This is a genomic window from Curtobacterium sp. MCBA15_001 (genome assembly GCF_001864835.1).
GTDB lineage: Bacteria > Actinomycetota > Actinomycetes > Actinomycetales > Microbacteriaceae > Curtobacterium.
Map to the genome: position 1 here is coordinate 169,703 of NZ_MJGI01000027.1, position 20,117 is coordinate 189,819.

Below are 20,117 nucleotides of genomic sequence, written 5' to 3' on the forward strand. Positions count from 1 at the left end.
TCACCACGAGCGTCGTGTTCTTCGCCGTCATCGCCGCGATCATCAGCTTCCTCGTGATCCGGCTCCGCCGCGAGGAACCCGCGCAGCGCAGCCGACTCACCGTCTGACCCAGTTCGCTGGTGCCGCCGTCGACTCGAATGGCGGCGGCACCAGCCCGTCCCGTGGAAGGCACCCCGTGCTCCACACCGTTCCCCTCGCAGTGAGCCTGTTCGACGCAGCCTCCGTGCTGCACGCGTTTGGCCCATACGTCCTCGCCGGGATCGCGCTGCTGATCTTCATCGAGTCCGGGGTCTTGTTCCCCTTCCTGCCCGGAGACTCGCTCCTCGTCACCGCCGCGATCATCAGCAGCACCCTCGGTGTGACACCGTGGCAGGTCGCCATCGTTGCCGCGATCGCCGCGATCGCCGGCGACCAGGTCGGCTACTGGATCGGGAAGCGCGTCGGGCGACGCCTGTTCAAGGACGACGGCCGCATCCTCACCACCGCTCGACTCGACGAAGCTGAGGCGTTCTTCACCAAGTGGGGCGGCCTCAGCCTGATCCTCGGCCGGTTCGTCCCGATCGTCCGCACCTACGTCCCCCTCGCCGCCGGCACCGCGCAAATGCACTACCGCCGGTTTCTGCTCTTCAACCTCATCGGCGCGATCTCCTGGGCCTGCGGCCTGACCGCCGTCGGCGTCCTCCTCGGCGGCATCCCGCTCATCGCCCACAACATCGACGCGCTGATGATCGTCATCATCCTGTTCTCGATCCTCCCGATCGTCATCGGCGCATTCCGCCGCCGCCACGTCGCTCGGAGGAACCGCGACACGTCTGCGCCCGCATCCGCTGAGCGGACGGCCCGCGAGCAGTGAGCACCACGCGAGGCGAGCTGAACCGGGTGCCGGAACCCACCGCATCGTTCTGGCTGATCAAGGTCCTCACCACCGGGATGGGTGAAGCACTCTCCGACTTCCTCGTCACGCGCTTCGCCCCCGTCCCGACCGTGCTGATCACCGCGGTCCTCTTCGCGGTGATCCTCATCGTCCAGCTGCGGGCGGACCGATACCGGCCCTGGTTGTACTGGGGCACCGTTTCCATGGTGGGAGTCTTCGGCACCATGGTCGCCGACGTCACCCACGTCGCGCTCGGCGTCCCCTACGCGGTGTCGACGCCCGTGTTCCTCGCAGCACTCGTCGCCGTGTTCATCCTGTGGCGGCGCGTCGAGGGAACCGTCGACGTGCACACGATCACCAGCATCCGTCGGCAACTGTTCTACTGGGCCGCCGTGATCACGACGTTCGCAATGGGGACCGCCGCCGGAGACCTCGCCGCCAGCACCTTCCACCTCGGCTACCTCAGCGGCGGTCTCGTGTTCGTCGCCGCGATGATCGTCGTTGTCCTCGCACGGGCAACAGCGGTCCTCGGCCCTGTCACAGCGTTCTGGACCGCGTACGTCCTCACCCGACCCATCGGCGCATCCTTCGCCGACTACATCGCCGTCCCACACTCTCGAGGCGGCCTCGACGCGGGCACCGGACTCGTCAGCGCTGTCCTCCTCATTGCCATTGCCTTCACGGTGAGTTGGAAGAACTCGACGCAGCCAGCACCATCGGCCGGAACTGTCCGCTGACCCATCAGCTACCGGGACGCGGTCACGGCACAAAGCGAAGCCAGAAGGACGACACAGAACGAAGCTGCGCACACCTACAAGAGTGCGTTTGGCGGGTTTCAACCGACTCGACGGAAAGCCCTCGACGTTGTCTCGATAGTCGATCGCCTATCGGACGGGCGCGGGTGGCTGGCCTCAGTCAGCGACGATCGATCGGTAGGGCTCGTACTGGGTTGTCCGGCCCCATTTCTTCCATCCCGGCAGAGGAACCAAGGAGGTCAAGCAGCCCTGGTACCCGGTCTCGGTCTCGGTGCTCCCGTCGGTGAGGGTCACAACGACTCGCGACCGACCAAGAGCGAAGGTTTCCGCCACGCGGCCGGCGACAGCGGCGTCGAGGAGGCGTTTGGCTTGCGCGACGTCAGCGTCTTCGTAGCCCAGTTCCCATCGGCCGCCGACTCGCCCGACCTCGACGACGATCCACTGCTCGCAGGTGAGATCGACGGCCAGAGCCGCTGGGTTGTGAGGCCGGACGAGCACCGAGCGAGTCGACGGCGATCGGCCTCGGTCCACGCTGCCGTCCGGTTCCGTTACCCAGTGATTGCGGGCGGTGACGGTTGCGGAGTCACCCACGAGGGTCCGAAGGTACGGAAGCAACTCTCGCATCGCCTGCGCTTGTTCCAGGAATTCCAGGTCGGAATCGTCTGCCGCGGAGCCCATGATTCACCTTCGTATGCCTGCCCACTGACTATCGCCAGTTATCACCGCAGTTCCTTGGCAGACGGACACTCACGACGTTCGGTTGGCGATGGACTGCCGGGGCTTCGTGTCGCCAGAAGGAGTTGGCGACCCCGGGCCGCTACGCAGCCCGGGGTTCTGGATTACGGCCGGATCAACACCTTGAGTGCTTCGCGGGAGTTCATCAGGCGGTAGCCCTCGGCGATGTCGTCGAGGGGCAGCTCTCGGTCGAACACCTTGCCCGGTTCGATGGTGCCGTCGAGCACCTGCGGGAGGACCGCCTCGAGGTACGCACGAACCGTCGCCGGACCGCCTGTGAGGGTGGCGTTCTTACCGAAGAGCGACGTGAAGCCGACCGGGGCGTCCTCGTACTGCGGGACGCCGACGCGGCTGATCGTGCCGCCGGGGCGGACGATGCCGTAGGACTGCTCGTACGCAGGCATGTGCCCGACAGCTTCGAGAACGACGTGTGAGCCTTCCCCGTCGGTCAGTTCCATCGCCTTCGCAACACCGTCATCGCCGCGCTCAGCGATCACGTGGGTGGCGCCGAACTGGCGGCCGAGATCGGTGCGGTCGGTGTGGCGTCCCATGAGGATGATCTTCTCGGCACCGAGCTGCTTCGACGCGAGGACGGCGGAGAGTCCGACCGCGCCATCACCGATCACGGTGACCGTCTTCCCCGGTGCGACGCCACCCTTCTCGGCGGCGTGGTACCCGGTCAGGTACACGTCGGACAGGGTCAGCAGGGACGGCATCAGTGACTCATCAGTGCCTGCGGGGATGGTGACGGCGGTGCCGTCGGCGTAGGGGACGAGGAGCTTCTCCGCCTGGGTTGCCGAGGGGGCGCCGTCGAAGAAGCCGCCGTGCACGCAGGAGGTGGTGATGCCGTCGCGGCAGAACGCGCAGGTGCCGTCGGACCAGGCAAACGGGACGATGACGGTGTCGCCGACGGTGAGGGTGGTGACGTCGTCGCCGATCTGCTCGATGACGCCGATGGCCTCGTGGCCCATGCGCCGGCCCTCGGGGGTGTCCGGCAGGTCGTGGTACGGATGGAGGTCGGATCCGCAGACGCAGGCGTAGGTGACTCGGATGATCGCGTCGGTGGGGTTTTGGATGACGGGCTCGGCGACGTCGACGACGCGGACGTTGCCGGCGCCGTACATGAGGGTGGCCTTCATGGGGTGGGTCCTTTCCTGCGGTTCGGCGGGTGCCGAGCTCGCTGGGTGTGTGGGTTCGGGGTGGTCAGCGGGTGGTGGGGAGGATCTGCACTGTGGCGCTGGTGGGGCCGTCCTGCAGCATCGGCGGCAGGTAGGGACTCCCGGCGTACTTGCGTTCGTAGGCGGCGTCGACACGTGCGTTGACGGACGGGTCCGCTTGCTCGAATCGGACGTCGTGCTCAGCGCCAGCGGCAGTGATGCGGCCGGCGTGCTGGGTGAGAGCTGCTTGGAACCAGCGGGACCGGCGTCCGTGCCAGGCGCGGGCGTACAGTGCTCCGTCGACAACGACGGACCAGATCCAGGTGGGGGTTCCGTAGGTGCGACGGTCCTCGCGGAACGGCGCCACGTGCAGGTCGTCGCTGGTGGCGATCGCGTTCAGCAAGTCCTCCGGCCACGCCGATGCGGGGTTGTCGGTCATGCGCCGTTGAACTGGTCGTCGGTGATGTGCTCGAGCCACGTAGTAGTGGCGGCGGGGTCGTCGCCGTTCTCGAGCATCGCGATGTGCTCCATGAACATCTCCGGTGCGGCGGCGTGCCAGTGTTCCTCGCCGGGCGGGGTGTAGATCGTCTGCCCGGGGTGCACGTCGATGGTGTTGCCGTCGCGGGTTCCGAAGCGGCCGACGCCCTGGGTGACGCGGAGGTACTGGCCCTTCTTGTGGGAGTGCCACGCGGTGCGGGTGCCGGGGGCGAACCGGACGGTCGCGACGACCATGTGCTGGCCGTCTTCGTGTGGGAGCGCGATGGGGTCGAGCCACACGTCGCCGGCGAACCGCTCCGGCGGGTTCTTGCTGGTCGGGTTGGTGGGTTCGATGTTCATCAGTTCTCTGCTTCCTCGGTCCCGAGGACCTTCTTGGTGACGCCCATCGCGCCCATGCCCTTCGGCCAGCCGGCGTAGAAGGTCACGTGCGTGATGGCTTCGATGAGTTCTGTCCGGGTGAGACCGTTCTCGACGGCCCGTCCGAGGTGGAACTCGAGTTGGGCGAGGTCGCCGCTGGCGGCGAGGACGGCGACGGTGATGAGGCTGCGGTCGCGGGCGGATAGGTCGGGGCGGTTCCAGACGTCGTCGAAGAGGACGTCGTCGGTGAGTTCGGCGAGCTTCGGGGCGAAGTCGCCGAGGGTGCGGCGTCCGCCGCCGATCTGTCGTGCTTGTTCAGGCATGGGGTCCTTCCTGGGTGGGGTCGTTACTGCAGCCATCGTTCGCGCAACTCCGATAGGCAGCGGCGCACGGCGGTCAGGATCGGGGCGAGCAGGGGTAGCGCCGTGATTGTCCCGAGTGGGGCGAGGACCATGTCCGCGGCGATGTGCTCCTGGCGCGCACGGTGTGCTTCTTCGCCGGTGAGGTGGCGGATCTCGGTGCGGGCGTCCGCTTGGAACTGGCGCACGTCGTGCGGAGCCGTTTCGGTCATCGGCTGCCCGATCCGAAGGAAATTAAGCTCGCGTCCTCTGAGGCGGCTGTGGCGCGGACGTGCAGTGCAAGGATGCTGAGCGGGACGAGCATGAGCGCGGCGGAGACGATGCCAACGGTGACCGGGCCGAGTGGTCCGAGCGGCCCCTGTAGTGCGGCGGCGGCGATTCCGGTGCCGATGGCGGTGCCGAGGTTGAAGGTGCTGGTTGGCATCGCGGTGGTGAGGTTCGGTGCGTCCCCGCCGACTTTGGTGGCGAGGGCGATGAGGATCGGGTTGGCGGAGAATCCGACCAGGCCGAGGACGCCGAAGCTGATCAGTACCAGGGTCGGCTTCGTTGACGTCACCGCAATCGCAATCGTCGCGACGAGGGTGATCGCGCCGAAGCTGAGCGCTGCGCCGTACGGCCGGCGGTCGCCGGCGCGGCCGCCGAGGATGCTGCCGATCACGGACCCCGCGCCGAAGACGACCAGTGCGATTGGTACGGCGGTCTCGGGGAGGTCGGCGCGGTCGGTGAGGAGCGGGCTGATGTACCCGTAGGAGGAGAGCACCCCGCCCGTGATGCACGCGGTGGTGGCGAGGACGAGCCACAGTTGACCGGAGCGCAGTCCGCGGAATTCGGCACGGAGCGACACCCGCGTGGTTTCTGCGGACGGTTCCACGAGTTGGCAGATCGGTATGACGAGCAGGAGTGCGAGGAACGCGAGCGCCCAGAACACGGCCTGCCATCCGACGAGCAGGCCTGCGAGGGCGCCGAGTGGGACGCCGAGGACGTTGGCGATGTTGCCGCCGCCGATGACGACGCCGAGCGTTCGAGCTGCGGCGGTGGGGCCGGCGGCTTTCGCCGCGACGACGGACGCGATCGCCCAGAATGCTCCGGTCGCGAGGGCCGTGACGAACCGGGCGACGAGGAACACCGCGAACACCGGAACGGTCGCGGCGAGGATCTGGCCTGCGGCGAAGGTCAGCAGCGCCGCGATGAGCACCGCGCGGCGTGACACCCGGAGCGTGGCGAGCGTGATGACTGGTGGGCCCACGACCATGCCGATCGCGAAGACTGTGATTGCCAGGCCCGCATGGCCGACGGAGGTGCCGAACGTGCGGGCAAGGTCGGGCAGGAGGCCGGCGACGACGAACTCCGTGGTCCCCATCAGGAACGTGCCCGCGGTCAGCGGGAACGTCAGCCGGGGAAGAGCCATCGGGTACTCCTGAGAGGGTCATTGGGTGGTGCAGCGCTGGCGCGGTGGGGGGACGGCGCCAGCACTGCACCGGTCTGAGAGGACGTTGCTGATCATTCAGCTCCGAGCGCGTAGCAGCACTGGCGTCGCTGACTGACCGTCCGTTGTCGGTTGCGGGGCTTCGCCCCGCAGCAACTACGACACCACCGCGGCGTGGTCGAAGCGACGCCCTATCAAGACGTGCCTTGACAGGGAACGTCTCGCGGGTGCGGGCCGGCCGTACCCTGACGGCGTGGACAACAAGACGGAAGTGCGCGAGTTCCTGATGTCACGGCGTGCACGCCTGGCACCGGAGCAGGCTGGTCTGCCCGGCGGCGGCCGGCGCCGCGTCGCCGGCCTCCGTCGCGGGGAAGTCGCCGCGCTGGCGGGCCTGAGCGTGGAGTACTACGGCCGCATCGAACGCGGACAGATCGCCGGCGCATCGACGGCGGTCCTCGAAGCGCTCGCGCGTGCCCTGCAGCTGACAGAACCCGAGCGGAGCCACCTGTTCGATCTCGCTCGCGCAGCGGACGGCAACACGCTCGCCGCTCGGCCCCGGGGGCGCCGGTCCCCGCGCGCGGCGCAACGGCAGAGCATCCAGCAGGTTCTCGGCACCATCCACGACGGCATCGCGGTCGTCCGTGATCAACGGCAGAACCTCCTCGCGACCAATCAGCTCGCGAAGGCGTTCTACACAACGGTCATCGGTGACGGGACCGGCATCCCCAACCTCGCTCGGTTCCAGTTCCTCGACCCGGCATCCCGCGACTTTTACCCCGACTGGGACCTGTTCTCCGAGATGTGCGTCGCCGTGATGCGTGCCGAAGCGGGACGAGACCCGCACGACACCGAGCTGCAGGAACTCGTCGGAGAGCTCTCGACCCGCAGCGACGTGTTCCGTCGTCTGTGGAGTGCACACGATGTGCGCTCCCACGGGTCCGGCACCAAGCGCTTCCACCACCCAGAAGTAGGGGAACTGGTGCTGTTCTACGAGGAGTTGATGATCACCGCCGACCCCGGCACGGTGCTGATGGTCTACACCGCAGAACCCGGCACTCCGACCGCGGAGCGGCTCGCGTTGCTGGCGTCGTGGGCGGCCGCTCCGACCAGCGCCGCCGCGGACATCGACGTCGACTGATCAGCGTTCCGGTAACGCAACACCGGTCGCGGCCTCCAGCGCACGCAGCAGTGCGTCCTGGAACTGCGGGTCCCGGACGGCCGGATGTGGGTCCTGCTGCCGGTCGTGGAACCAGTAGCCGCCGCTGACCGAGGCGTCCGGATCGGCGATCAGTCGTTCCTGCGTGCGGTGGCCGAGCTCCAGGTCGTCCGATGCGCCGGCGCCGCCCATCTTCGTCGGCACCCAGCCCGGGTCGACCGCGTTCGCCTGCACGCCGGACCACCGGGCTGCGACCGCCGCAGCGAACGCTGTGACGAACAGCTTGCTATCCGAGTAGCTGCTCGACGACGACCCACCTTCCCAGTCCACGCCGTCGAGCCGCGCGGAGCCGCCGCGGTGCATGCTGCTGCTGAGGTAGACGTGCCTGCTCTGGCTCCGCAGCAACGCCGTGAGCAAGTACGGCGCCACAACGTTCACCGGGACGATTGCGGTGCCCGAGATGACGCCGGCGTTGTGGACGACGCCATCAATGGGCGCCCCGGCCTGCAGCTGCTCCGCGGCAGCGTGCACCTCGTCGCGGTTGGCGAAGTCCGCCACGACTAGGTCGGCGCCGCGCCCAGTGAGGTCCGCGATCGCTTCCGCGCGATGAGCGGAGCGGGCGTGCACGATGACGTCGTGCCCCTGACGGAGCAACGTGTCCGCGGTCGCTCGCCCGAGCCCGTCGGTGGAACCGGTAACCAAGATGCGTGCCTTGCCACTCATCGTGCTCCGCTCCGGCACCCGTACCGGTGCCCTGAGAGGGCATCGCAACTCGGCCCGTCCCGCCATAGCGTCACTGCACGAACCCCGACGGCGCCCCTCACCGGCGCGCCCGTCTCGGCACACAGGAGTGCGTCAGCGCTTCGGGAAGCGAATCCACGATGAAGTACTCCGTTCTCGGACGCACCGGCATGAAGGTGTCCCGCATCTGCCTCGGAACCGCGACCTTCGGCGTCGCCCCGACCGCGCAGGACGCTGACCAGGTCATCGGCGCAGCGCAGGATCTCGGCATCAATTTCATCGACACCGCCGACGTGTACGGGAACATGCCCGTCTTCGACCGTCCCGGCGCTCCCGCAGCAGCCGACCGGGAACCGGCGGAGCAGATCCTTGGACGGGCGCTCCGCGGCCGACGCGACAACACGGTCATCGCTACCAAGTCCAACGGCGTCATCGGACACGACGTAAACCAGCGCGGCCTCTCGCGCCGGCACATCATCCGCCAGGTCGAGACCAGCCTCCGCCGCCTCGAGACCGACTTCATCGATCTGTACTACGCCCACGACCCCGACCCAGACACACCCCTCGACGGGACACTCGCCGTGTACGACGACCTTGATCCGGCAAGGCAAGATCCGCGCCGTGGGGCTGTCGAACCACCCCGCCTGGCAGCTCACCCACGCCCTCTGGATCGCCGACGACCGACGGCTGCACGCACCTGTGGTCGCCGAGGTGAAGTACAACCTCATCGACCGCGCCGCAGAACGCGAGCTCGCAGCCGCCTGCACGCAGTTCGGCGTCTCCATCGTCCCCTACGCACCCCTGCACGGCGGTCTCCTCGCTGACCTCGCCGTCCTCGACCGTCCTATCTCCGGTGACCAACGATTCGGTCAGCCAGGCTTCCCGGACCATGAAATCGCGATCGCCCGCGAGGTCGACCGACTCAGCCACTCCTGGGGCCTGCACCCCTACCAGGTGTCACTTGCTTGGCTGCTGGCCCGCCCGGCAGTCGCCTCAGTCATCATCGGCCCGGAATCAGCCGACGAGCTCCGCGCCAACGCGACCGCCGCGGACATCGACCTCAGCCCCGAGCAGCTCACCGCGCTCACCGCGCTCAGCGCGCAAGAGCCAGCGTTCCTCCACCGAGCAGGCAACGGGCCCGCCTGACACACAGCCGCTCGAGCACGCTCGCCTCTCCCCACATCACCAACACCACCGAAGGACGTCCACCATGCCCCGCGCCAGCCAGCACACCATCGACCTACTCACGGGACTGCTGCAGGTTCCGTTGACTCCTGACCTCTGAGGACTTGATCCTCGGTGGAAGGATGTCGATCATGGCCAAGCCCTATCCGAAGGAGTTCCGACGCGATGTGGTCGCGGTTGCCCGCCGGGGCGAGATCCCGCTGCATCAAGTGGTGAAGGACTTCGGGATATCCGAGGGAACGGTGACGAACTGGCTCCGCCGCGCCGACGTCGACGATGGCGTCAAGCCGGGCGTCACGACTGCGGAGAACGTGGAGCTGCTAGAACTGCGGAAACGGAACCGGCTGCTCGAGCAGGAGAACGAGATCCTCCGCCGTGCTGCCGCGTATCTCTCCCAAGCCCATCTCCCAAAATGATGTACCCGCTGGTCCTTGAACTCGCCGCCGACCGGATCCCGGTCGCGGTGGCCTGCCGGGTGTTGGGTTTCACGAAGCAGGCGTTCTATGCCTGGCGGAAGGACCCGGTGAGCCGCCGCGATTGGGACAACGCGCACCTGACCAATGCCGCGGTCGACGCGCACCGCGACGACCCGACGTTCGGGTACCGGTTCATCGCCGACGACCTCCGCGGAGCCGGCCTGCTCGTCTCGGAGCGGCGCGTCTGGCGTCTGTGCTCGCAGCAGCGGCTCTAGTCACTGCACGCGAAGAAACGGGGCCTGACCCGGAAGGCCGGACCACCAGTGCATGACGATCGGGTGCGGAGGGCGTTTACCGCGCCGGATCTGAACAAGCTGTGGCTGACCGACATCACCGAGCACAACACGGGCGAGGGCAAGCTCTACCTCTGCGCCGTGAAGGACGCGTGCTCCCGCCGGATCGTCGGCTACTCCATCGACTCTCGGATGCGATCCTCGCTCGCCGTCGCGGCACTCGAGATGGCAATCGCTCGCCGCGACCCGCTCCACACCGTGGTTCATTCGGATCGCGGCAGCCAGTTCCGGTCCAAGAAGTTCGTTCGAGTGCTGTCGGATGCCGGGCTGCTGGGGTCGATGGGCAGGGTCGGGGCGTGCGCGGACAACGCGGCAATGGAGTCGTTCTTCGCGCTGCTGCAGAAGAACGTCCTCAACCGGCACCGATGGACTTCTCGTGAGCAACTGCGGCGCGCGATCGTGCGCTGGATCGAGGGCACCTACCACCGAAAGCGCCGACAGCGCGGTCTCGGGAAGTTGACGCCCATCGAGTACGAAGCAATCATCAACCCACAGGCAGCACTCGCGGCCTAAAACCGACGAGTCAACCCAACCTGCAGCAGTCCCGGACGCGACGGACGCCCCGCTGTACCTCCTGGTGCTGCGGGGCGTTCGGCTCAGCCGCGGTCGCGGGCCATTCCTGCTTCGGTGTTGCGGGTACCGACGGCCACGCCGTGCGGGGAGACCGCTTCGATGCGTTCGAGGTCGCCAGTTGTGAGGACGACGTCGGCGGCGGCGACGTTCTCCTCGACCCGGGACGCCTTCGTGGTCCCGGGGATCGGAACGGTGCCGGCCTGGATCAGCCACGCGAGGGCGAGCTGCGCGGTCGTGACGCTCTTCTCGTCGGCGATGACCTTGAGCGCGCCGACGATGCGGAGGTTCGCGTCGATCGCCTCGTCGGAGAAGCGGGGGAGGTTCCGCCGTGCGTCGCCCTCGGGGAGGTCGTCCTTGCGGGTGAGGGTGCCGGAGAGGAACCCGCGGCCGAGCGGGGAGAAGGGCACGAACCCGATGCCGAGCTCCGAAGCGGTGTCGAGGACGCCGTTGTGTTCGGCGTCGCGCTCGAAGAGGCTGTACTCGGACTGGATTGCCGTGATCGGGAACGTCGCGTGCGCACGGCGCAGGGTCTCGGCCGAGGTCTCGGAGACCCCGATGTAGCGGGCCTTGCCAGCAGTGACGGCTTCAGCCATCGCGCCGATGGTGTCCTCGATCGGGACGTTCGGGTCTGCCCGGTGCAGGTACCAGAGGTCGACGTGGTCGGTGCCGAGGTGGCTGAGGGACCGGTCGATCGCGCGGCGCGCGTGGTCCGGGGACCCGTCGAGGCCGATTGGTGTGCCGTCGTCGGTGAAGTCGGTGGCGAACTTCGACGCGACGATCACGCGGTCCCGATCCGAGCCGAGCACGTGGCCGAGGAGCTTCTCGTTCTCGAACGGCCCGTACGCTTCTGCGGTGTCGAACAGGGTGATCCCGAGGTCGAGGGCTCGACGGATGGTCTCGGCGGAGCCGGCTTCGGTGGCGCCGCCGTAGAAGGCGCTCATCCCCATGCATCCAAGCCCGAGGGCGGACGTGACGAGGCCCTGGGAGCCGAGAGGGATCTGCTGCATGCGTGTTCTCCGTTCGTCGCCGGGATCGCCCGGACGATGACGACCCTCCACCCTGGTGTGCGCACCATGTCAAGTGAGAGACTCCACCCATGCTGCTTCCCGAGGTCCGCGTCGACGAGTCGGTCACGATCAGCGCCGCGGCGGCATTGCTCGGCATCACCGTCGACACGATCCGCTACTACGAGAAGGAAGGCATCGCGCCGGCTCCTGATCGTGGGCAGGACGGGTGGCGACGATATGACACAGCTGCGCTGAGCTGGCTCGCCGGGACGGTGATGCTCCGTGGGACCGGGATGAGCGTGCAGGAGATGCGCGAGTACGCGGCCGCGTACAGAGCTGGTGCTGACGACGTCGCACGGCTCGCACTCCTCGAGCAGCACCACGCGACCGTCCTCGCTCGGCAGGCGGAGGTGCAGCGGCACCTCGCGGCGCTGGAACGGAAGATCGAGGCGTACCGCGAGACCATCGCCGCGACCGGCCGATCGGCGTCATGACCTTTCTGCCCGGTTGACCATCGGCTATCGGGACGGGGTTAGCGCTAGCTTGGCGGTGTGAGTTTCAGTGCCGCACAGGCGTCGTGCGGACGCGAGGCTCGTCGCGGCGTCAGCCCTGGACGGTCCAGGCAGTGGAGATGCTCCGGTCGACGACACGGCGCCACCCGTCCGGAGCGGCAGGGTCATGGCTGGCCATCCCGGCCAGCCACAGGACGGTCAAGAGGTCCTCGGTGGTGAAGTCCTCGGCGAGCACGCCTGCCGTGTGAGCGTTGGCGACGAGTTCCGCGCCGAGCGCCATGGATCGTTCGCACGCGTTGATGAGGAGCACAGCGTTCGGGTAGCGCCGCAGCATTGCGTCGTTCATGGCTGGGTCGCTTCGCTGGAGTTCGATCATCTCAGTGATGAAGGTCTCCAATTGCGCACGGGGAGTGGTCTCGGACAGTGTCCGTTCTCGGAGGGTCCTGAGTTTCGCGCCGGCGATGTCGGGCACGACGGCGTCGATGAGTGATTCCCGCGTCCCGATGCGGTTGTAGAGCGTCCCGATGCTCACCCCGGCTTCGCGCGCGATGTCCTCCAGTGGCGCAGAGAGCCCTCGCTTTGAGAAGACGGCGATGGCGGCAGCGCGGAGCTTCTCGACGTTCGCCTGCGCGTCTCGGCGCAGGCGGGGTGGGGTGCTCACAGCGACTCCGAAGGATCTTGAGGGCGGTCTCAACATATGCTGCAGTGGATTTGAGGACGTTCTCAACTTACCGCACCAGCTTGCAGGGCCCGGCGGTGGGCCACGAAAGGACACATCATGCCCCTCATCACCATCATCGGCGCGGGACCCGGACTGGGTCTCGAGATCGCTCGCGCCTTCGGGAAGAAGGGCTTCGACGTCGCGCTCGTTGCCCGCAGCCAGGCGAAGGTGGATGCCCTGGCGAGTGCGCTCGTCGCGGAGGGCATCCAGGCTCGCGGGTTCACCGCCGACGTCAGCGAGCCCGACACGATCCGAGGCGCACTCCGGTCGATCCGGGAGTCGCTCGGTCCGATCGACGTCCTCGAGTACTCGCCGGCGGATCGGGCACTGGAGTCGGTCGATGCCGTGGATGTGACGATGGACAACCTGCAGCCACAGATCGACTTCTACCTCGGTGGCGCCATCGCGGCCGTCGGTGCGGTGTTGCCCGACATGATCGCCGCCGGCACAGGCACGGTCCTCGTGACGACCGGTGGTGGTGCGCTCGCCCGGACTCCGGTCCGCGGGAACGTCAACATCGCAGCCGCAGGGCTCCGGAACTGGATCCTCAACCTCGGTGCCGCCGTCGCGGAGAAGGGTGTCTACGTCGGTTTCGTCGCGATCACCGCCCTGATCGGAGGTGGGCGACCGGATGCGGAGCCCGCGGTCATCGCGCAGGCGTACGTGAAGCTCCATGACGAGCGGCGGGACGCCGAACTGCACTACGTCGCCCACGACGGCTGACGACACACCCGTCCGGGCCGGCCGGCCCGGACGGGTGGCTGCCGCGAACTCTGCATGGTGGCGCTCTGCGCGTCAGTCGGTGCGGGCACCGGCTGCCGCGGCTACGAACGTGCGGAGCGTGGCGACCTGCTGGGCGGTGCTCGGCGGTGCGTCGGCCATCTGCCACGTCGACACCAGCGCGATCATGCCGCCGATCGTGAAGGTGCGGGCGTCCCCGCTGAGTGCGACCACCGGTCGGGGGTCATCGCGATCGGACTCCGTCAGCCACGTCGTCATCGCCGAAGCCAGCACCTCGGTGACCCGCTCGCCGCGCGGGATGGCACGGAGCTTGTCGAAGAACTCCCGATCCGATCGTCCTGCGGTGAGCAGCGGTTCGATCCCGCGTTCGCGAACGGCGTCGGTGAGGGCCTGCGCGAGGTTCGCCGCGCCCTCGTCGAGGGGAAGATGGTCTTCGAGGAGTCGACTGATCCAGACATCTGTCGCGAGGTCACCGACGTTGCTGTAGTGGTTGTGGAGCGCCTGCCTGCTCAAGCCAGCTCGCTGCGCCACTGCACTCATCGAGATCGTCTCGCCCTTCGGCGACTCGGACACGAGTGCGGTCAACGCCCGGATCAGGGCGGCGCGGGTGCGGGTGATGCGCGGGTCCATCCGCTGGCTCGCGAGTGCGGCCGTGGGTGTTCCCTCCGTCATGCGTCCATCTTGCCAGACCGAGAGCTCTGATGTACGTTCGTCATCTACTGGACAACTGTAAAGGACACCATGACGCACGTGACCGAACCCGCACCGGACCGGCGAGACGGCCCGCAGCACCCGGCCTTCGAAGCGGCGGTCGCGGGCGGAACGCTGAACTCCGAAGGGCCGGGATCGGCTCATCGCTACCGGAACGTGATCCTCGGCGGGATCGCGATCCTGCTCCTCGCGATGGCGATGCTGACGAGCTACTCGAGCGCGTTCGGCGACCCGACGCCGAACAACGTGCATCTCGCTGTCACCGGCGACGCTGACGCGATCGTCGCGCTCGAGCAGCAAGGATCGCTGGACCTCACCGTCGTGGCCTCTGACCAGCAGGCGCGGACCGCGGTGCTCGACCGCGACGTCGACGGCGCTGTCGTGTTACCTGCTCCGGGGAAGGGCGCCGGCGTCACCACCTACATCGCCAGCGGCGGCGGCCGTGGCCTCGGACAGGCGATCTCCGGTATCGGTGACTCGATCGCAGCGAAACTGCGGACCACCAACACGGCCGCAGACCTCGCACCCCTGCCGAAGCAGGACCCGGTCGGATCGATCGAGTTCTATGCGATCCTCTTCGCCGGCCTGGGGGCCGCCCTCGGTGCGACGGTGTTCGGACGCATCCTCGGCACTGTCGACACGGCGGCGAAGTTCATCGAGCGCAGCATCGTCCTCGTGCTCTACACCGGTCTCCTCGCCGGTCTGATCACCCTGTGGATCGACTCCGCACTCGGAGCGGTGACCGTCGGCCCCTGGGCCGTGTTCGGGATCCTCTGGCTGACCGGGCTCGCCATCGGGGGAGCGGTCACGGGCGTCGCAGCACTGGGCGGAACCATCGCGGCTCTGGTGATGACGCTCGCCCTGGTGATCCTCGGGAACACGTCGTCCGGTGGTCCCCTCGGGATCCACGTCCTCAACGACTTCTTCCAGACGCTCTACTACGTCTTCCCACAGGGCGACGCGCTCGACCTGCTGCGGTCCGTCCAGTACTTCGACGGCGCCGCGGTCGCCGCCCCGATCATCCGGCTGAGCATCTGGGCCGTGGCAGGCATCCTGCTCACGCTGACGGCGATGCTCATCCGGAACCGACGCGAAGCCGCGGCTCGACCGAAGGGCGGCCTCCGCTCCGAGCAGGATCCCCGCCCGGCAGCCGGCCCATCGGGCTCCCACCTCGAGTCCGCCGCAGGCTCGCCTAACGCGGCCTTGCTGCCGTTGACCCCGACGCCCTGAACACGACGGGCGTGCTCGACGCCCGTGAACGGTCGAACCACTCCCGGTTCGACCGGCGGGAACCATCACGACAACCACTTCTGCACACAACCAGCCCTCATTGCTGAGGACGATCGGAGGACCGCTCCATGCCAGGAAAGATCGATGTCCACCAGCACCTGCTCCCGCCCCGCTACTTCGAGGCGCTGGCAGCGGCAGGATCGCAAGCCATGGGGGCCGGCGCCCAGGGGGATGCGCCGGCTGCGACGGGAGGGTCCGCGCAGTGGGACCCGTGGGGTGGAAGCGGCGGGACAACGCCGCGACGAGGGCCTCGGGCCATCGGCGGCTGGCTGATGCCGGAGTGGAGCCCCCGAGCGGCGATCGAGATGATGGACGAGGCGGGGATCGAGACCGGAATGCTCTCGATCAGCGCACCCGGCGTGCACTTCGGTGACGACGCCGCGGCGCGGGAACTCGCCCGCGAACTGAACGACTACCAGGCCGAGCTGGTCCGTGAGGCGCCGGACCGGTTCGGGCACTTCGCGGTGCTGCCGCTGCCGGACTTCGATGGTGCCGTCGCCGAGGCTGTGCGAGCACTCGACGAACTCCACGCCGACGGGGTGCTCCTGCTGTCGAACGCGCACGGACGGTACCTCGGCGACCCGGCGTACGAGCCGCTGTGGGCAGAGCTCGCGGCACGCTCAGCCGTGGTCTTCGTGCACCCCACCGCACCACCGATCACGCAATTGCCGGGGATGCCCACCGCACTGCTGGACTTCCCGTTCGACACCACCCGCACCGCCGTGGACCTCGTCGCGCACGGGGTGTTCGACCGCTACCCGAACCTGCGCGTGATCCTCTCCCACGCCGGCGGGTTCCTGCCCTACGCCGCGAGCCGGTTCAGCGCTGCCGCGATGTTCAACCCGGGCACCACGCCGGAGCGCATCCAAGCGGGCCTGCGCAAGTTCTACTTCGACACCGCCCTGTCAGCTTCGCCCACGTCGCTGCCGTCGCTGCTAGCGTTCGCGGAGCCCGGCCACGTCCTCTACGGCAGCGATTTCCCCTACGCACACCCCGACTGGACCGCGCGCTTCGACCACGACCTCGACACCTACGACGGCCCCGGCGCAGAGCGACTGGGTGACGTACGCAGAACAGCCGCCGAACAGCTCTTCCCACGCCTGGCGAACGGCGGCGTTCCGAGGCGTCAATGATGGTGGGGGACTGTCGGGACGATGAGCGCGTCGTGGTCGGCACACGACCTCGCGCGCCCCATCGGAGCATCCTTCTCCGACGACATCGCGGTGCCGCAGGCGCTACCGCTCACCGTTGCTACCGGTGACGGTCGCGGCGTCCGATGACCCATCGGCTATCAAGACACCTTCTGGTGGTGAAGCACATCACCGGCGAGGACGCTCAGGGTCGGGTGGGCGCCGGCGAGTGCTTCGTCTGGGGCGTGATGCAGATCAACCGGGTACACGGAGAAGTCCGCTGGCGCTCCGACCGTGATCGTTCCCGTGAGGTCGTGCCGAAGGAGCTCCGCGCCCGCACGCGTGTAGAGCTCGAGCGCCTCGTCTCTGGTGCATGCGTGCTCGGCGCCGAGGATCCCAAGCCTCGTACGGCGGGTCGTCATTCCGAGCACGCCGGCGATCGGGTCGAGGGGGCTGATGGGGTGGTCGGTACCGGCGCTGACGGAAGCGCCAGCGTCCAGCAGTTCCCGCCAGGGGAACATCGTGGCTGCTCGCTCCTGTCCCCATGCTTCGACGAACGGTGCGATGAGCCCATCTCGGAGCGCCTCCTGCGCGGTGATGTGCACGTCGAGTGCGATCGCTCGCGCGATCTGGTCGGCGTCCATGAGGGCGCCGTGCTCCACGACGATGGAGCCGTGTTCGTGCTGGATGCCGCGGTCGACGTTCCGCTGAACGGCATCGAGGAATGCGTCGACTCCGGCGTCTCCGCAGGCGTGGGTGCCGACGGGCCGTCCTCGGGTGACGCAGGCGCGAAGTGCATCCGTGAGACCGTCGGGCGTCATCAGCAGAGTGCCAGTGAAGTCTGGTCGATCCGCGTACGGCTCGCGGAGCGCAGCGGCTTCCACTCCGCCGTCGACGACGAGCTTGATCCCCCAGAGTCGGAGGAGGTCGTCACCGTCGTCCGGGTGGATTCCCTTCGCCTCGAGTCCGTCGAGGTAGTCGTCCATCGAGCCAGCCGCCGCGATCAGGGGAGCCGGGGAGAAGATCATCGAGAAGGCCCGGACGTGCAACCGGTTCTCCGATCGGGCCCGCTGCAACGCGCCCCACTCCTCCACAGACACGGCTGGGTCCCGGACGACACCGACACCGGCTGCCCGGTAGGTGCGACTCGTCGCTTCGATCCCATTGATGAGGTCCTCCTGGGAAGCCTCAGGGAGCATTGACTGCATCGCGGTGAGCGCACCGTCCTGAAGCAGCCCGGTGGGGGTCCCGTCGTCCGCCCGAGCGACATACCCGTCCGCGACGTCGCCGGAGGTCGCGGTGACGCCGGCAGCAGCAAGCGCTGCACTGTTCAGGACAGCATTGTGGCCGCCACGCTGCACCAGGACGAGGTGGTCCGGTGCTGCCTCGTCGAGCTCGACTGCGGTGGGGAAGCGACGTTCCTGTAGCTGCATCTCGTGCCAGTCTGCCGCGGTGATGACCCAGGATCCTGCCGGAGTGTGCGCGGCGCGTTCCCGGATGCGATCGAGGATCTCGTCGATCGTGCGCACGTCGTGCATGGGCACTCCGAGCACGTTCCGAGATGCCAACGCGAGGTGATTGTGCGTGTCGATGAAGAGCGGAGCAAGGACCCCGTGTTGCGGGAGGACGGAGGTGGAGTCGCCGCACCAGGTGCCGTGCAGTGCATCGACGCCGGCGGCATCCGCGGCGACTGCCACGATCCTGCCGTCGCGCACGGCGACTGCCGCCCGGGTGGTGTCGGTGCGAGCTTCGACGATGAGTTCGGCTGGGACGTTGATGGGGTCTCCAAATCGTAAACGGAAGCGGGCTTCCGTTTGATACGGTACGCCTCAGACGTCGAAGTAGGAAGGGGCGCGATGCGAGCGGATGCGCAGCGCAATCGCCAGCGGATCACGGAGCATGCCGCGGCGCTTCTTCGCGCTTCGGGCACTGGAGTGTCGATGGAGCAGATCGCGTCGGATGCTGGCGTCGGTGTGGGGACGCTCTACCGGCACTTCCCTGACAAGGCGGCCCTCGTCGACGCGATCGCCGCGCTCCGCATCCGTCGACTCGCGGACGATGCTGTTCCGTTCGCCGGCGAGCAGGCCGTCGGGCACTCTCGCGTGCGAACGCTGCTCGAGGCGTACATGGCCAGCGCCGCAGAGGACGGATCGTTGCGTGCTGCGCTGCGGGGCCACGCAACAGGACTCGGCAACGAGGTCCGCCTCGCGATCGAGGAGTCGGAAGGGCCCATCGGCAGCCTCATCGCTGCCGACCAGGCCCAGGGGCTTGTCCGTGACGACTTCTCGTTCGCTGACTTTCGAGCGGTCTGTGCCGCAGTCGTATCCGTCATGAACCCGCCCGCACCTACAGACGCATGGCACCGGGTTCTCACCCTGGTGCTTACCGGGCTCCGGCCACCAGCTCACTGATTTGCAGGTCGCGCCAGCTCATGGCGCCGGGCCCCTGATCCTGGGGCGTTGAACACTGTTCCAGCCTGTCCGGTGGGGGATCGGCCAGCGAGACGGTGGGACCAGGGCTGCTGAGATCGACATGCCCTTCGACGCGACTGCCAAACAACCTGTCCAGCTCCGTATTTCAGGACACGTTGTGTGGCAGTTGGACAAGTTAGCTGGCGGACGACAAACGTGTCCACTTTCGCCCTACTACTGCTCAGCATCGTGTCAGGTCACCCCCCGCCTACAGCCTCCGAGAATGCGTATTATCGGAACTGAGCCGGGTAGGGGCGCCACAAGCGTGATCCTCACAGGCGACATCGACGGCCACTGAGCGGGTGACCGCCTACGGCTCGGTTGGCATGTCCTCGGGCTGCACCGACTGAAGCTTCTCTTCTGCCCAGTAGCTCGAGCTTGGCGCTCCTGTGGGTCTTGTTGTGCTGAGGGACGAATCACCGGATGTGGGTGAGGGCTTGACCGCCGGTGGCTGCGCGGTGTTCCCGCACCCGCTAACGACCGATGTGACCGCGATTGCGATGAGCCCCGTGCCGGCTGCGACGAACAGCCGCCGCCTAAAACCCTCTCGGTGTCGCTCAAGCACGCCGTCGGAACTCCTCGATGACGCCGGGGAGTTCCCCTGACGTCGTCAGGATGCGCCGCGGCCGCCCTGGCTCGTCGCTGGCGATCACCTCGCAGTGCTCCAGCTTCCGCAGGAGCTGATCCGCGACGTCGTCAGAGACCTCGAGGTGCCTGATGAACGCAGGCTTCGTGGCAGTCCTCGTCGTGACAGCGAGCCGAGCGGCCCGGATGATCAACTCGACGTCGACGTCGACGTCGACGCTTCGCGCCGCCGCCGGCTGCATGGCGCGAGCGCCTGACGTCGGGCTCGCGCTTCGTCCGCTTCGCCAGCGCCCCCACCAGCGGGTCTCGTTCCCCATGGGGCTGAGCCTACGAAGCTGAGGGCCGCTTCCGCGACCCACGTTCG

The 20,117-nt window shown here is 67.9% G+C and carries 22 protein-coding genes and 2 pseudogenes; 11 read left to right on the forward strand and 13 right to left on the reverse strand.

What is annotated here, in order from left to right:
• Nucleotides 1–199: 199 nt before the first annotated feature.
• Complete coding sequence (locus tag BIU90_RS16765) at nt 200–853, forward strand: DedA family protein (protein ID WP_254787094.1); 654 nt, start codon at nt 200–202, stop codon at nt 851–853.
• Nucleotides 850–1,611 (forward strand): hypothetical protein, encoded by a 762-nt coding sequence (locus BIU90_RS16770; RefSeq protein WP_071301356.1) that lies wholly within the window; start codon nt 850–852, stop codon nt 1,609–1,611. Before BIU90_RS16765 ends, BIU90_RS16770 begins: the two co-directional genes overlap by 4 nt.
• Nucleotides 1,612–1,785: 174 nt before the next feature.
• Here the strand turns inward: BIU90_RS16770 and BIU90_RS16775 are convergent, their stop codons facing one another.
• The 7 genes from BIU90_RS16775 to BIU90_RS16805 form a co-directional block, all read right to left on the reverse strand.
• Nucleotides 1,786–2,307, reverse strand: a complete 522-nt coding sequence (locus tag BIU90_RS16775; RefSeq protein ID WP_071301357.1) for a hypothetical protein — start codon at nt 2,305–2,307, stop codon at nt 1,786–1,788.
• A gap of 161 nt (nt 2,308–2,468) precedes the next feature.
• A complete protein-coding gene (locus tag BIU90_RS16780) occupies nt 2,469–3,503 on the reverse strand; it encodes an alcohol dehydrogenase catalytic domain-containing protein (RefSeq protein ID WP_083404045.1) in 1,035 nt (344 codons plus the stop codon).
• 64 nt (nt 3,504–3,567) lie between these two features.
• Entirely contained in the window at nt 3,568–3,960 is a 393-nt protein-coding gene (locus BIU90_RS16785) for a DUF2255 family protein (RefSeq protein ID WP_071301358.1), read from the reverse strand.
• Nucleotides 3,957–4,358: a cupin domain-containing protein gene (locus BIU90_RS16790; protein WP_071301359.1), complete on the reverse strand. Its 402-nt coding sequence runs from the start codon at nt 4,356–4,358 to the stop codon at nt 3,957–3,959. Before BIU90_RS16790 ends, BIU90_RS16785 begins: the two co-directional genes overlap by 4 nt.
• Complete coding sequence (locus BIU90_RS16795; RefSeq protein ID WP_071301360.1) at nt 4,358–4,699, reverse strand: carboxymuconolactone decarboxylase family protein; 342 nt, start codon at nt 4,697–4,699, stop codon at nt 4,358–4,360. Before BIU90_RS16795 ends, BIU90_RS16790 begins: the two co-directional genes overlap by 1 nt.
• Before the next feature lie 23 nt (nt 4,700–4,722).
• A complete protein-coding gene (locus tag BIU90_RS16800) occupies nt 4,723–4,947 on the reverse strand; it encodes a hypothetical protein (RefSeq protein WP_071301361.1) in 225 nt (74 codons plus the stop codon).
• Nucleotides 4,944–6,143: an MFS transporter gene (locus BIU90_RS16805; RefSeq protein ID WP_071301362.1), complete on the reverse strand. Its 1,200-nt coding sequence runs from the start codon at nt 6,141–6,143 to the stop codon at nt 4,944–4,946. The genes BIU90_RS16800 and BIU90_RS16805 overlap by 4 nt, the downstream gene beginning before the upstream one ends.
• Before the next feature lie 271 nt (nt 6,144–6,414).
• Here BIU90_RS16805 and BIU90_RS16810 point away from each other — a divergent pair, with 271 nt between their 5' ends.
• Nucleotides 6,415–7,299 (forward strand): helix-turn-helix transcriptional regulator, encoded by an 885-nt coding sequence (locus BIU90_RS16810; RefSeq protein WP_071301363.1) that lies wholly within the window; start codon nt 6,415–6,417, stop codon nt 7,297–7,299.
• Here the strand turns inward: BIU90_RS16810 and BIU90_RS16815 are convergent, their stop codons facing one another.
• Nucleotides 7,300–8,019, reverse strand: coding sequence for an SDR family NAD(P)-dependent oxidoreductase (locus BIU90_RS16815; protein ID WP_368086283.1), 720 nt, complete (start codon nt 8,017–8,019; stop codon nt 7,300–7,302). It abuts the gene before it with no gap.
• A gap of 209 nt (nt 8,020–8,228) precedes the next feature.
• Here BIU90_RS16815 and BIU90_RS19090 point away from each other — a divergent pair.
• The 3 genes and pseudogenes from BIU90_RS19090 to BIU90_RS16830 all read left to right on the forward strand — a co-directional run.
• Nucleotides 8,229–8,585 (forward strand): annotated as a pseudogene (locus tag BIU90_RS19090) (aldo/keto reductase); the annotation flags it as partial.
• Between the two features lie 94 nt (nt 8,586–8,679).
• On the forward strand, nt 8,680–9,204 hold the full coding sequence (locus BIU90_RS19095) for an aldo/keto reductase (protein ID WP_254787095.1): 525 nt from the start codon (nt 8,680–8,682) through the stop codon (nt 9,202–9,204).
• A 170-nt stretch (nt 9,205–9,374) separates the two neighbouring features.
• Nucleotides 9,375–10,525: pseudogene (locus tag BIU90_RS16830) on the forward strand (IS3 family transposase).
• An 83-nt stretch (nt 10,526–10,608) separates the two neighbouring features.
• Here BIU90_RS16830 and BIU90_RS16835 read toward each other — a convergent pair.
• Nucleotides 10,609–11,592 (reverse strand): aldo/keto reductase, encoded by a 984-nt coding sequence (locus BIU90_RS16835; protein WP_071301365.1) that lies wholly within the window; start codon nt 11,590–11,592, stop codon nt 10,609–10,611.
• A gap of 89 nt (nt 11,593–11,681) precedes the next feature.
• Here BIU90_RS16835 and BIU90_RS16840 point away from each other — a divergent pair, with 89 nt between their 5' ends.
• Nucleotides 11,682–12,086 (forward strand): MerR family transcriptional regulator, encoded by a 405-nt coding sequence (locus tag BIU90_RS16840; protein WP_071301366.1) that lies wholly within the window; start codon nt 11,682–11,684, stop codon nt 12,084–12,086.
• A gap of 109 nt (nt 12,087–12,195) precedes the next feature.
• Here BIU90_RS16840 and BIU90_RS16845 read toward each other — a convergent pair whose 3' ends face one another.
• Nucleotides 12,196–12,801: a TetR/AcrR family transcriptional regulator gene (locus tag BIU90_RS16845; RefSeq protein ID WP_254787096.1), complete on the reverse strand. Its 606-nt coding sequence runs from the start codon at nt 12,799–12,801 to the stop codon at nt 12,196–12,198.
• 81 nt (nt 12,802–12,882) lie between these two features.
• Between BIU90_RS16845 and BIU90_RS16850 the strand changes: the two genes are divergently transcribed.
• On the forward strand, nt 12,883–13,548 hold the full coding sequence (locus BIU90_RS16850; RefSeq protein WP_071301368.1) for an SDR family oxidoreductase: 666 nt from the start codon (nt 12,883–12,885) through the stop codon (nt 13,546–13,548).
• Between the two features lie 72 nt (nt 13,549–13,620).
• On the opposite strand, the gene BIU90_RS16855 is transcribed toward BIU90_RS16850, so the two are convergent.
• The gene (locus BIU90_RS16855; RefSeq protein ID WP_139195344.1) at nt 13,621–14,238 is read right to left on the reverse strand and encodes a TetR/AcrR family transcriptional regulator; all 618 of its coding nucleotides are present in this window, start codon (nt 14,236–14,238) and stop codon (nt 13,621–13,623) included.
• Between the two features lie 78 nt (nt 14,239–14,316).
• On the opposite strand from BIU90_RS16855, the gene BIU90_RS16860 reads away from it, so the two are divergent.
• Nucleotides 14,317–15,507, forward strand: a complete 1,191-nt coding sequence (locus BIU90_RS16860; protein WP_139195345.1) for an ABC transporter permease — start codon at nt 14,317–14,319, stop codon at nt 15,505–15,507.
• Nucleotides 15,508–15,635: 128 nt separating this feature from the next.
• Nucleotides 15,636–16,700, forward strand: coding sequence for an amidohydrolase family protein (locus tag BIU90_RS16865; RefSeq protein ID WP_083404046.1), 1,065 nt, complete (start codon nt 15,636–15,638; stop codon nt 16,698–16,700).
• Between the two features lie 158 nt (nt 16,701–16,858).
• Here BIU90_RS16865 and BIU90_RS16870 read toward each other — a convergent pair whose 3' ends face one another.
• On the reverse strand, nt 16,859–18,394 hold the full coding sequence (locus BIU90_RS16870; RefSeq protein WP_175470243.1) for an amidohydrolase: 1,536 nt from the start codon (nt 18,392–18,394) through the stop codon (nt 16,859–16,861).
• A 159-nt stretch (nt 18,395–18,553) separates the two neighbouring features.
• On the opposite strand from BIU90_RS16870, the gene BIU90_RS16875 reads away from it, so the two are divergent.
• Nucleotides 18,554–19,108, forward strand: coding sequence for a TetR/AcrR family transcriptional regulator (locus tag BIU90_RS16875; RefSeq protein ID WP_083404047.1), 555 nt, complete (start codon nt 18,554–18,556; stop codon nt 19,106–19,108).
• A 617-nt stretch (nt 19,109–19,725) separates the two neighbouring features.
• On the opposite strand, the gene BIU90_RS16880 is transcribed toward BIU90_RS16875, so the two are convergent.
• Nucleotides 19,726–19,995: a hypothetical protein gene (locus BIU90_RS16880; RefSeq protein ID WP_071301374.1), complete on the reverse strand. Its 270-nt coding sequence runs from the start codon at nt 19,993–19,995 to the stop codon at nt 19,726–19,728.
• Between the last annotated feature and the right edge of the window lie 122 nt (nt 19,996–20,117).